Annotated in this window: 14 protein-coding genes; 8 read left to right on the top strand and 6 right to left on the bottom strand. The window is 69.4% G+C overall.

Annotation, left to right across the window (positions count from 1 at the left end; all coding sequences use genetic code 11):
* Positions 1-626 precede the first annotated feature (626 nt).
* Positions 627-941 carry a hypothetical protein gene (locus ABD236_RS27305; RefSeq protein ID WP_344077982.1) on the top strand — a complete coding sequence of 105 codons (315 nt, stop codon included), beginning with the start codon at positions 627-629 and terminating at the stop codon, positions 939-941.
* Between the two features lie 915 nt (positions 942-1,856).
* Here ABD236_RS27305 and ABD236_RS27300 read toward each other — a convergent pair.
* Positions 1,857-2,033 (bottom strand): hypothetical protein, encoded by a 177-nt coding sequence (locus ABD236_RS27300; protein ID WP_344077980.1) that lies wholly within the window; start codon positions 2,031-2,033, stop codon positions 1,857-1,859.
* Between the two features lie 583 nt (positions 2,034-2,616).
* Here ABD236_RS27300 and ABD236_RS27295 point away from each other — a divergent pair.
* Positions 2,617-3,033, top strand: coding sequence for an SRPBCC family protein (locus ABD236_RS27295; RefSeq protein ID WP_344077977.1), 417 nt, complete (start codon positions 2,617-2,619; stop codon positions 3,031-3,033).
* On the top strand, positions 3,033-3,461 hold the full coding sequence (locus ABD236_RS27290) for a MarR family winged helix-turn-helix transcriptional regulator (protein WP_344077975.1): 429 nt from the start codon (positions 3,033-3,035) through the stop codon (positions 3,459-3,461). Before ABD236_RS27295 ends, ABD236_RS27290 begins: the two co-directional genes overlap by 1 nt.
* 317 nt (positions 3,462-3,778) lie before the next feature.
* On the opposite strand, the gene ABD236_RS27285 is transcribed toward ABD236_RS27290, so the two are convergent.
* A complete protein-coding gene (locus ABD236_RS27285) occupies positions 3,779-4,189 on the bottom strand; it encodes an Imm10 family immunity protein (protein ID WP_344077973.1) in 411 nt (136 codons plus the stop codon).
* A gap of 214 nt (positions 4,190-4,403) precedes the next feature.
* Positions 4,404-5,414 carry a class I SAM-dependent methyltransferase gene (locus ABD236_RS27280; protein WP_344077971.1) on the bottom strand — a complete coding sequence of 337 codons (1,011 nt, stop codon included), beginning with the start codon at positions 5,412-5,414 and terminating at the stop codon, positions 4,404-4,406.
* Here ABD236_RS27280 and ABD236_RS35155 point away from each other — a divergent pair.
* Positions 5,376-5,642 carry a helicase associated domain-containing protein gene (locus tag ABD236_RS35155; protein ID WP_486387791.1) on the top strand — a complete coding sequence of 89 codons (267 nt, stop codon included), beginning with the start codon at positions 5,376-5,378 and terminating at the stop codon, positions 5,640-5,642. The two genes, ABD236_RS27280 and ABD236_RS35155, sit on opposite strands and share 39 nt — an antisense overlap.
* 285 nt (positions 5,643-5,927) lie before the next feature.
* Here the strand turns inward: ABD236_RS35155 and ABD236_RS27270 are convergent, their stop codons facing one another.
* Positions 5,928-6,953, bottom strand: coding sequence for an ArsR/SmtB family transcription factor (locus ABD236_RS27270; protein WP_344077967.1), 1,026 nt, complete (start codon positions 6,951-6,953; stop codon positions 5,928-5,930).
* 303 nt (positions 6,954-7,256) lie between these two features.
* Between ABD236_RS27270 and ABD236_RS27265 the strand changes: the two genes are divergently transcribed.
* From ABD236_RS27265 to ABD236_RS27255, 3 genes are all read left to right on the top strand, one after another.
* Positions 7,257-7,766 (top strand): RICIN domain-containing protein, encoded by a 510-nt coding sequence (locus ABD236_RS27265; protein WP_344077965.1) that lies wholly within the window; start codon positions 7,257-7,259, stop codon positions 7,764-7,766.
* Between the two features lie 982 nt (positions 7,767-8,748).
* Positions 8,749-9,231 carry a hypothetical protein gene (locus ABD236_RS27260; protein WP_344077962.1) on the top strand — a complete coding sequence of 161 codons (483 nt, stop codon included), beginning with the start codon at positions 8,749-8,751 and terminating at the stop codon, positions 9,229-9,231.
* Between the two features lie 145 nt (positions 9,232-9,376).
* Entirely contained in the window at positions 9,377-9,838 is a 462-nt protein-coding gene (locus ABD236_RS27255; RefSeq protein WP_344077959.1) for a hypothetical protein, read from the top strand.
* Positions 9,839-10,157: 319 nt separating this feature from the next.
* Here ABD236_RS27255 and ABD236_RS27250 read toward each other — a convergent pair whose 3' ends face one another.
* Positions 10,158-10,493, bottom strand: coding sequence for a hypothetical protein (locus tag ABD236_RS27250; protein ID WP_344077957.1), 336 nt, complete (start codon positions 10,491-10,493; stop codon positions 10,158-10,160).
* 452 nt (positions 10,494-10,945) lie between these two features.
* Here ABD236_RS27250 and ABD236_RS27245 point away from each other — a divergent pair, with 452 nt between their 5' ends.
* Positions 10,946-11,278, top strand: a complete 333-nt coding sequence (locus tag ABD236_RS27245; RefSeq protein ID WP_344077955.1) for a hypothetical protein — start codon at positions 10,946-10,948, stop codon at positions 11,276-11,278.
* Between the two features lie 103 nt (positions 11,279-11,381).
* Here the strand turns inward: ABD236_RS27245 and ABD236_RS27240 are convergent, their stop codons facing one another.
* A complete protein-coding gene (locus ABD236_RS27240) occupies positions 11,382-11,705 on the bottom strand; it encodes a hypothetical protein (RefSeq protein ID WP_344077953.1) in 324 nt (107 codons plus the stop codon).
* Positions 11,706-11,818: the final 113 nt, after the last annotated feature.

Below are 11,818 nucleotides of genomic sequence, written 5' to 3'. Positions count from 1 at the left end.
CCGCAGACACGACGCGCCGCCGCTACGCGGCGGGAGGATAACCGCGCTCCGCGCGGTTGAATTCCGGCTTCGCCTGAATTCTGGGCCAACTCCGTTGGCCCTGGGCTCGAATCGCTTCGCGATCCGGCCCAAATTGAATTCGCTCCGCGAATTCAATCGGTCTGGCTAGGGGTTGGGGGTCGGTCGAGTTTTCGTGGTCCGTTTTCTGAGGACCCGTCAATTCCCGTACCGGGACTACCGGATTATCACCCCGGGCCTTTACCGCCCACTCCCCTTTTGAATTGAGCACCCACCGTGACACACCCTCGGCAAGCCCCGCAACCACGCCGGCACCCCGAGTGCCCACCCGCCCGAAGCCCACCGCACAGCTGTACGGCCCCGCGGGGCGCCCCCTGCCCCGTCCCGGCCGGAACCGGCCACGGGCGCCTGACGACCCCTCACGGCCCTGCGGTGCCCTATGCATTGTGTCCCTGCCTCAGTCTGTGATTTCCGCAAGGTCACGCATCGGTCAGATTCTCACGTTCAGCTACATATCGGCTGAAACATCAAGGGAGTGAGTCGAACAACAGTGTCTCGAAGGGGGAGTTCATGTCGGACGAGCGGGCGGGCGGGCGGCCCGGTGCGTGGTGGGAGCCCGGACTCGGTGGTCGATCGGGTGGCTGACTTCTACGGCGCGTACATCGACGCCGTCGGCGACGGGACCGACGACCTGGGCTCGGAGCTTCGCGCTCCACTACCTCACCGACGACCTCCGGCAGCGGCTGGCCGCCTGGGAAGAGGCCAACCACGCCGACGGCGTCCTACGCGCCCAGGACGTGCCCACCCAATGGGAGGTCCGCTATCACGACTCGGGTGCCGGACACCTGTTCACCACGATCACCCTCACCTGGGGCACCGGCCGGACGCCGGGCACACCCGGCTGGCGGTTCAGAGCGACCTGAGCACCAAGCTCATCTCGGACATCGAGGACGGCGGAGCCGGGGCCTGACACAACTCGGAGCAGCCCCGCCCCGGGCTCATAGCATCCCTGAGCGGCCTTCCGGCGGCCCCAGCCCTGTCCCCGGCGCCCGGGGGTCCCTGTCGGGCGCTCCAGCGGCTCCAGACAGGCGCAGAGGCTCGGCAGCGCGGAGGCGACGCCGACGCGCAACATGAAAGCCGGCGCCTCGATCCCCTCCAGCGCCACCCGCCCCGCCTCCCTGCCTCCCCCTTCTTTCTTGTCGAGGGCGGGCGAGGGGCTCTGGAGGGGATGTCAGCAGCCCCGAGCACCCAAAACCCCATGGTGACCTGCGGCGTTCACCACGGCGCCGTCAGGTAAGGGCAGGAGACTGTGCAGGGGATAACGCAGGAGATCGTGCAGGGGATCCCGGGCTTGATCCCGACTGAAAACGATCAGTGATCCGACGCCGGAGTCGGATCACTGACCATTTCCGGCCTCCAGGACAGCTACCGGCAGCGACCGTAGGCCCGCACCTCACCTCTGCCTCCGACTTACACGGAGATAGAGGTGTCGGCGGAGCAAACAGGCTTGCCCACCTGGGCTGATCAGGCAGAACACCCGTGATCGCGAAAAGGGGGGTTCACACCTGCGGTAGTACCTCCCGTGCCCCTTCGGGTGCACCTGTCCAGGAAACGGTGCAGACAACCGTCGGCGCTACCCCCGGGGGCCGGGAGAGCGGCCTGAGTGACGGGAGGCCCGCAGTCCGCCATGGCATGAGGTGACTGCGGGCCTTGAAGCTTCCCCGGGGGATGGAAGCTGAACACCCGGGACAACGAACCCGCGCCCTCCCGGTCACGCAGGCTTGCCCGCCTAACGCCAGGCATGCCCAACAGGCTTGCCCACCCCCGACCACGGCAGATCAGAGCCTGCCCACCGCGACCACAGTGTTCAGCAGCCCCGTAAGGACCGTGGCGGTGCCGATCGCGACCTGGACCGGCACCACCAGCGCTGAGCAGCGGTGCACGGCGTAGGCGACGGTGGCGGCGACCAGGAGCACCGCGACGGACAGCGTGATGAGTAGGGCGCTAACAGACACGGGGTCCCCCAGGGGGATCAGGGCGCGCGGAAGAGCCGCGTACCGGTGTATGGATGCAGAAGGGAGAGGGGGTGACCGGCCCTCGCATTACACGCAGAACGCCGAAAAGACGCGGCACAGGATGGAACAGGCGGGGGCAAGCCCGCAACTACCGCTTCATAGGTAGCCGGAACCCCGCGGTCAGCAAGTCCTCGACCGGGATGAGCTAGCCGCGCTGCGGGTCCTGGATGGCGCCGGGCAGGTCACCGTCTTCGCGGCGGCGGATCGTGGAGCGGCTCACGCCGCCGCCGTGGCGGCCTCGCGCTGGGTCAGCATCGGACGGGTGGTGCTCATAGCTCCGTATCCTCCCCCGCTCGCACCACCGCGCACAGACCGATGTGAACCCCAGCTTGTACCGCGCTGACCAGCCGTGGATGGGCCCATGGTCGCCCCCGGCCAGCCCGTGGTGCGGCGTGTGGCGCGGGCGTGGGCAGTGGTTCGGGTGGGCGGTCGCGGCGCTGCGGGATGGGGTGCGTGCGCCACTGGACAGATAGACTCTGCGCAGATAATCTCTGGACAGATCATCTAGTGGAGGAGACCACTCATGTGGGAGTACGAGCACAGCATCGAGACCCGCGCCGCCCCCGAGGCGATCTGGCGGCTCTGGGCCGACGTGGAGAACTGGGGCACCTGGAACACTGAGATCGAGAAGATCGAGATGAATGGCCCGTTCGCCGCGGGCACGCACATCACGATGACGCCGCCCGGGGACGACCCGGTACTGCTGCGCATCGCCGAGGCGGTCGAAGACGAACTGTTCGTCGACGAGGCGCGCTTCGACGGCCTGCTGCTGCGCACCATGCACCGGATCGACCGGATCGGCCAGGGCCGGATCCGCGTGGTGTACCGGATGGAGATCACCGGCGCCGGCGCCGACGAGGCCGGCCCGCAGATCGGCCCGGGCATCACCGCTGACTGGCCCGAGACCATGGCCTCGCTGGCCGAGCTGGCGGCTCGCTGATGCCCCTCAGTCCCGGTGACAGTCCCGGGTTCCTGCTGTGGCACGCCACCCTGCGCTGGCAGCGTGACGTCGCCACGGCCCTGGCCCCGCTCGACCTCACCCACGTGCAGTTCGTGCTGCTCGCCTGCACCTGGTGGCTCAACACCCAGGGTGAGCATCCCAACCAGCTGGCCCTCGCCCGCCAAGCCGGCACCGACGTCAAGATGACCTCCCAGGTACTGCGCGTCCTGGAACGCAAAGGACTCATCGAGCGTGAAGTCGATCCGGCCGACACCCGCGCCAAACGACTGCGCGTCACCGACACCGGCGCCGGCCTGGCCCCACGCGCGATTGCCGCCGTTGAGCGCGCCGACGCGCGATTCTTCCAACCAGTGCCCCTCGACGACGCGGTAACCCTGCTCGGCCGCCTGGCCCATCCTGAAACCTGAAACGCCCTCACCGACACCTGCAGGCCACCACACCCGAACCCACCGGTCGGTGGCATCTGCAACAGGCCCCAAAAAAGGAACGGCCGCCCCCCTCATGCCTGTCACCCCCGCCGTGGCCGTCGTACTGACCGCCTCCGAGCGTCACCGGCTGAAGAAGACGGCATTCACAAGACACCGCACCAGGCCCGACAGCGGACAACCATCGTGCTTCTGGCAGCCCAAGGCTGCCCCATGTCGACGATCACGTGTTTCCCTACGAGTCGCGTGTTCGGCTTCACGTAATTCCCCACCCCTCCGGACCCGGTCCGGTGGCCGGCTCAGACGGCTACACGAGTGGGCCGAGCGTCGGCACGTCCGTAGGCGAGCACTTGGGCGAGGACTTCTCGGAACAGGACGACGTCCCCAGGTGGTGCTTCGATGAGGGCTTCGATCTCGCCGTCGTTCAACCGCAGGTCCGCCAGTGCCTCAGGGCGGAGCGAGACGCGGAGGATGTTGCCTGTCAGAACGGCTTCACGTACACAGCCATACGCGGTCCCCTGGTCAGCTGTGACCAGGCAGTGCGTGTCCATGCCCAGGGCGACCTCCTGATCATCTGGGTCGTCCTCGCCTGCCATGAACATCAAGATGAAGCCGCTTCCGTCCTCGCTCTCCGCAAGAGCAGCCTCGGTGAAGTAGCCGTCAGGGTCGATCTCGGTCGTGGCGACACGCGCAGTGAATCGGTATGTCATGACAGGGTTCTATCAACGCGTTCAGCCGAGGCAGGACGCAGGGGCGGAGCATCGACGTTCCGCCTCCAGAAGATGGTGCCCGTGAGACGGACTCCGCGATCCCCGTGGGGAAGATCGTGAACTTCTGGCTGGGGAATTGCGTGACCGTCCACACGCCGCGCTCCACGACAGCGGCTTCACCGTCGAACGACGCTGACCTGGACACGCAGGTGCCTCAGCAACGGCGGGCGCAGATAAAGGCGAAGCGGTCCGGGAAGACCAGCTCAGGCCCGGGATGAGCGGCGCGGATCTGCTGAATACCCTCCTCCAGCTCGCCGTCGCTGAAGGTCGAAAGCAGGGACATGTAGCGGGCGCGCACCATCGTGCAGTGGCGGTCAAGGCCGATGCGCAGCTCGTGTTCGGCGTAGGTGAGGGTGGTGGTGAGTCCGGCTGAGCGCAGGTGGTGGGCGATCTCGGCCGGGTCGGGCTGCGACTCCTGGAAGCGGGCCAGGGCTGCCGGGAAGAGCGGGTAGGCGAGGGTGGCGGGGCGCATGACCACCAGCAGACGGCCGCCCGGGGCCAGCAGAGCGGATAAGCCGGCCAAGGTGCGGGCGGGGTCGGCCAGGTGGTGCACCACCTCCTTGAGCCACACCGCGTCGAACCGCTCGCAGGGCAAGTCCACACGGCCCTCAGCGACGTCTTCCGCGGACGCGAGGAGGGGCGCGAGATAGGGCGAGGGGGAATTGAGGCGGGCGAGCATGGCCGGGGACGGATCGGCACACACCACGGGGTGCGCCGGCCGTACCGCCCGGGCGACCTCCCTGGCGTACAGGCCCGTGCCCGCACCGATGTCCGCGATCCTGTCCCCCGGCGAGAGGCTCAGGGCGTGCGTGATCCGGCCGGCCATCCAGGCCACGAAAGCGGGACTGTAGGCCCAGTACCGGTCGAAGTCCCGCGCCAGCCGCCCGTAATGCCCAGCGCCGCCCACACCCTCCACACTGTTGTCCTCTGGCACACCTGCCGTCCTGCCCCGTCGCACCTGCGCCAATGCCCGGCAGGCCCAGGAGACGGCCCCGGATGGGTCAACCTCCAGCCCGCCCAGCAGTACCTGCTCCACCACGCCCTCGGCCTCCAGGTCCCCGCCGAGGACGAGCCCGACGCAAAGCCGGTCAAAACGGCCACCCGCGACGACAAATGGACACTCAACCTGCAAGCAGCACGCCAGTTCCACGCCCGTGAAGGGCACCTGAACGTCCCCCGCAAACACGTCGAGCGACTTAAGCGACCAGAGCGGCCGACCGCCGAAGACGGCTCCACCGGGCCTCAGACAGACGGCACGGAGAGCCCTCAGACAGGTGCTGCCGAGCCTGTGGAGGTCAAGCTCGGGATGTTCCTCGACAACACCCGCCGCCGCGCCACCAAACTGACCACACAGCGCCGCAACGACCTCGACCAGCTCGGCATGCGCTGGTGACAGAGGCGGCCGGGACAGGCAGGTGCCATCCGTGTACGCCCGGATGGCCGGGCGTACACCCCGGCCAGCGGGTGCCGCCCGGCCGGGGTGCCGCCCGGCCAGCGGGTGATCAAGACGCCATGGCAAACGTACGCCTGCAGAGCGGGGCCATGCACCAGCGGCTGTGGCGCCAGAGCACGGTGACCGGCCAGCGGGGACAGGCGGCGCGCCCCCGCCCATGCGCCCGCACCGTACCGCGGAGCACCTCTCAGCGGGGCCCGGCGGAGGAGGACGGGGAAGGTGGGATCAGCACGGTGCGGCCTCGTGCGGCGGGCCGCCGCCGAGGAGGGCGGCGCCGAGCGGGGTGAGGGCGTGGCGGACTCCGGGGCCGTCCCGGCGTGTCGTCAGGAGGCCCGCCGCGCGCAGGACCGAGGCGTGATGGCTCGCCGTCGCCGCCGACGTGCCGACGCGGCGGGCCAGTTCGGCCGTCCCCGCCGGGCTCTGCGCCGCCCGCAGCGTACGGGCGCGGGTCGTGCCGAGCAGCGCGGTCAGCCCCTCGCCCATCGCGGCCGTGCCGGACTCCACCACGGCCGCGCTGTCCCCGAGCGAGCGCGCCAGCGGATACCGCAGGACGAAAGGGCGGTCCGGATCGGCGTTGTCGATCAGGCCCAGGGGGCGGGCGCAGAAGAAGGTGGGAACCAGCAGGACCCCCTGACCGCGCAACCGCAGGTCCAGGTCGACGTCACAGGGCAGGGACAGGGTCTTCGACGACCAGCCGATCTCCGGGTGCAGGCTGCCCAGCAGGCCCTCGACACCGGTGTCCATCGTCGTCACCGCCCGCTCGCTGCGCTCGGCCTGGGCGGCTGCCAGGAGCTGGCCCCAGTAAGGGGCGATGGCCATCGCGTGGTACGCGTGCAGCTGGCGCCGCACCAGGTCCGACCAGGTCCGGTCACCGTGGTGCAGGGCGTGCATCCATGCCGGGGCGCGGGGCCGCAGCAGCCGGGTGGCCCGCCAGTCCGCCGTCCACTGGCGCCTCGGCAGGGACCAGGTGTGGTCCAGGCTGTCCGTCAGATCACTGGCCGCGGCGTGAGTGAACGCCTCCGGGAGGTACTGGCCCGATCCCGCCGGGGCGAGTTCCAGCAGGATTCGCATCTCGGGGCGCAGACCGCGCCGAGTACGTGCCCGCCAGCCCGACAGGGCCACGTCCGCCGCCCGGCCCGAGCGTTCGGTCTGGAGCAGCGGAAGGCTCAGTACGGTCTCGGCGAGCGGGTCCGGTGCTGTCGCGACACGTACGCGCAGCAGGTCCTCGGCAGTGAAGTGCAGGCGTAACACCGTCGTTCCTCCAGACATGCGGCGGGGCGGCGGGCGTGCACGGCGGCCCCGGCCGGGGTGGCCGGCCTGGGCGTGTGATCACGGTAGGCGGCCCCGGCGCGGAACACCCGGCTCCGTGGATCATCTGACCGGAACTCCCGCACCTGGCCATGAAATGTCTGGATTCGATGGGCATCGAAGGGCTTTGAGTCGCGGCCCGGCAGCCCGTAAGACTGCGGCCGAGAAGGGGAGCGTCAGGACAGCACCGCGAGGTGGCTGGTCCTCCTCAGTCAACGTCCGTACCACTGCAAGGAGATCACCGCAATGAAGCTCCGCAGCTCGTTCGCCACCCGTGCCGGTGTCGCCGTGGGTGCCGCCCTCGCGACGTCCGCCGTCTTCGCCGGATCCGCCCACGCGGGAGTGTCCGGCCAGTACTACCTCCACAACGCCGCCACCGGTAAGTGCCTCGACGTCCAGGGCGGCTCCTCGGCCGACCACACCGTGCTGCAGCAGTTCAGCTGCAACGCCAAGGCTCACCAGAGATTCATCCTCGAGTTCCAGCTCGACAACCCGACGACCTTCCTCAAGGCGTCCCACTCCAACAAGTGCATAGAGGCGTACAGCAACCAGCCCGGCACCCAGGTCGTCCAGCGGCCCTGCAACAACATCTCACAGCAGCGCTGGGAGTTCGTCGAGCTGGGCGGCCCCTCGGCCCTGATCAAGAACGTGGCCAGCGGGCTGTGCCTGGACGACGGCGGCGCCCCCTCCGGCAGCCGCCGCGAGGTGCGCCAGTCGGTCTGCACGGGTGCCTCCACCCAGATCTGGAACCGCTGACGGCAGCGCACCACCCCCAGGGCCCCCTTCGCCGCACCGGCGCGAGGGGGCCCTCCTCCTGCCTTGCCACGACTCCCCCGCGGCACCGCTCACCGCGTATCGGGACTCGGGTACCTCCCCAGAGATAGAGCGCGGCTTCCCGGGGACGTCTGCTCGCGATCACGACGGTCGTCGTAAGGAGATCACTTACCTGCGCACGCTGACCTTCGCCGTCGGTACGGGCCGCAGTGGGTCGACCGCGCTCTCGGGCATCCTCTGCAAATCATCGACCTGTCCCATGCCGATGCGGCGCCCCGTGCGGGCGGACAAGGGGGCGAGCGGGTCTCCTTCGGGCAGACGGTCGGCGAGGGTCGGCAAAGGCGGTTCAGCGGGCGCCGTTCTCGCCGTCCTACCGGACCTGGCCGACCAGAGGCGCTGTGTGCTCCGCGGGGTTCAAAGACAGGCTCTGGACGGCCACCATGCGCGAACGCCTGGCAGGCGAGCGGGACCGGTGGCTGCAGCAGCTCGACGGCGCCACCCTGTGGCTGATCGACAACGTCGCGACGTACGCCGCCAGCTGGCCCGGGCGCCACCTCATCCAGTTCGCCGTCGAGTACGCCGGCACCACCCGCATGGTGATGCTGTCCGAACGGGACGACGCCACCAAGGTGCAACTACTGCTCGCCCTCACCGTTCCGGTCCAGCGGCAGTACTTCGGGGGCCCTGGGCCCGCGCCAGGCACGCCCTCGCCGACCGCCGCACCTTCGCCCAGACCCTCATCCACATCAACGGGGCGTCCACGGCCCCGTAGGCACGGTCTCCCACTCCCTGCGACCAGCCTCGAAGGACCGGTAGCGGAACCGGTTTTCGGACGCTGGCTGGCCCCGGTCCTGCTCTGCGAAGGACGGAGGCGGCACGAAGCGGCGGCCGACGAGGGCGCGAGGGCTCCGGGGGCGGCCCCGGGCGCCCCGGCTGAACGGCGGAGCAGGTCCAGAATGCCACCATGACCGATGAAGAGCACACTCAGCCTGCCGCGCGCTCCTTCTTGTCATGTGCCGCTGAGGTGGCACGGCTGATGGATCTCGGGGATGCAGCCGATGTGCCGGAGGCCCTCCGCGCACGGCACCTGGCCCATGCGGTGCGTAAGCCGCTGCTCGCAAGCGCCCATCTGCCCGAGGAGTTGTTCGCCCCGCTGCTGGCGGCAGCCGTCTACGACCCGGACCCCAGCTTCTGCCGCTGGTTCGTCGAACCCGCGGTCTACGTCTTCGGGCGCCGACGGGTCATGAACGCCCTCCTCGACTATGTGCAGACCGGCACGGACGCGGAGCGAGCAGGCGCCAAGCGGGCCTGGTACTGCGCCCACGTGCCGCTCCACGCCGACCGGTCCCCTGCCTACGCGCCTGGCGGAAGCCGCGATCCCGCCCTGGACGATTCCCGCGAGGTGAGGAAGGCCTGGCAAGAAACCCTCCAGCAATCAGCCATGTGAGCGGTGCCAAGGACCCTGGGGCTGATGCTCACCCTGCCCACGTACAAGACAGCCCCTACCTGGGTCCCTGACTGCCCACAGGTGCGCGCCCTCGGGTACGTGGCCGGTGTCGCACACCGGGCAACGGGCAGGAGAGGATGGAGCGATGATCGATGACTTTTTGACGGTCATTCCCACCGATCCGCACTGGCAGCCCGGCAAGGAGGCGGCGGATCGTGCCTCAGCCGCCCTGTCCGGGATGCTTCCGGACAGCGACGCGCGTCTCGGGCTGAGAGTCCAGTGGCACGACGGCGTCGAGGTGATCATCTGCGGCTCCAATCTGGAGAAGATCTCCTGCCCGCACTGCGGTGCGCAGTGCGCGACGGACTGGTGGATGGACACCGTCTCCGAGGGCTACGACCAGGGGTTTCCCCACCTCATGGCGGCGGTCCCCTGTTGCGGAGCCCTCACGTCGCTCAATGAGCTGGTCTACGACTGGCCCATGGGGTTCGCGCGGTTCCGTATCGAGGTCATGTATCCGGGCCGGTCCTGGCTCACCGCCGGGGAGCTGGCTCACCTCTCGGACGCGCTCGGGCATCCCGTACGGCAGATCCTCAGCCACTTCTGACAGCCCACAGCTCTGGCGAGCGGCCGGTCGCCAATACCCAATGCGCAGGGGCATTTACAGCGCGTTCCATGGCCGCGTAGCTGAGGAAGAAGCCACGGCGGTCTTCTCTCCGCAACCTCACCCCTGGTGTTGAACCGCCTGGTGAGGGCTGGCCCTGCCCAAACCCCTCGAGTCGGGGCGATGAAGCCAGGAGAAAGGGCTCCCCGCAGCCTGTGTCGGCGAAGGAACGGCCGACAGGGCGACTGGCCTCGGGGTGGTGGCCCGCGTGTGGCCGGTGACAGAACTCCCGCCAGAGCAAAGGGCCCTGGCACCGGCGGCCTCACCACAGGTGAAGGAAACTCCGGACGTCGTCATAGCCGTCGACGGCGCGGCCGTCCACGTCTGTCGGGTCCGCCTCGGCTCGCACCGCCAGCAGCTCCGCCAGCGCCAGGGCGTCATCACTGAGACGCCCGAAGCGTCGAGCGGTGTGTCCCAGACACAGGCCGGCCAGCCCGAGCAACGGACTCCCCGACACCGCCCGCATCCCGACCTGCACGCACCAGCGCTCGACGAACTCCGGATCGTCGTCGTTCAACGCGGTCCCGACCAGGACTTCGGCCGCCTCACCCTCGGCCGAGCGGTCACCCAGAGCACGCTCCAATGTCTCGACCACCACCTCGTGAGACAGAGCGGGAGGGTTCTCGAAACTCCGATGAGAATGCACCCCGCGACACTACGCGGACCGCATCCCACAGCCACCTGCCGCCGCCCCTTCCCGCAAGGCGGGGCGAAGCAGCAAGCGGCGGTGTGCCAGTGGTGGGGGCCCGGCGGGTGTCCGAAGGACGACATCGCTCGCGTGCCACGCGTGCGGCTGGCACCCACACCGCTCTTTGACCCGGTCGGTGTCCTTGAGGCGCCGTAACCCCATTCTCCACAACCTGCCCACCACCAGGCTCGCGCCCAGCCTCCAGAGCCCTCCAGACCATCTCTCGCGGATGCCCTGCCCGGCCCGTCCGTCTGTTACCGCGCAGTGCCAACAGGCCCGGGCGAACCGGGGACGTGCGAGGATCGCGGCGTGGAGAGTCCTGATCCCTCGTTCCGGCGCGCCTGCTGATCGAGTCGCTGACCGTGCTCGCGGCCGACGCCCCGACCCAGGTGGCGTGGCTGGCCCGGTACGGCATGATGCCGGACGACATCGCCCTCGACTTCGACCACGCCCAGCGCATGGCCCACCACCTGGTGACCGAGGGGCAACTCGCCCCCGCGGCCCTGACAGATCTGCGGGACATCGACGCCATCCTCAGCGCCATGAGCGCCGGGCACGACGCCGGCCGGTGGACCACCAACGCGCTCTCCACCGACCAGGGATGGGCCCTGGCCCGGCGCCTCGCCCGCCAGGTCCTCGTCGCGGAACTGGGCACATGGTCACAGCCCTTCCCCGAGATGACTGCGATCCGCTGACGGTCGCGTACGGGGCCCGGCCTGCATGACCTGCGCTCCCGGCCGTCGCAGAAGGCTGTGTGGCACAGGGCGGCGGCTGGGCGAGCACCGCCCATCGCGTTGCCTAGATCCAGTTCGCCCAACCGAAGGTGAACAGATACGACCGCCGCCACGCATCAACCCCCCGGATACCGCGCAGGAACATCACCGCAAGCGCCAAGAGGAACAGCACCGCGAAGCCAGCAGCAACCAGGCACCCGGCGACGGGACCCGCGAAACAGCCCACCAACACACTGGCCACCACCACCATGGCCACACCGCAATGCGCGGCCGGCATATCGGCACGGAAAAAGTCCCTCGATGCCGCCCGCATCGCCCGCATGTCGGACGTGTACCGATCCCGCGCCGCCTCCTGATCAGCGGCAGGCCCCTCCGGCCACTCCTGCACCCTCGTCCCCCCTCGAGTTGACTCCCAGGCCAGGCTTTTGCCCACAGCCGACCGCGGACGCGGTGGCGCAGGCACGTTTTGGCCCGTCATCCGTGGCGGCGACCAGGGCGGCG

It is taken from the genome of Streptomyces crystallinus, assembly GCF_039521265.1.
Classification (GTDB): Bacteria; Actinomycetota; Actinomycetes; order Streptomycetales; family Streptomycetaceae; genus Streptomyces; species Streptomyces crystallinus.
Note: the sequence above shows the minus strand (reverse complement) of the source record. Positions and strands in the feature narration are given on the sequence as shown.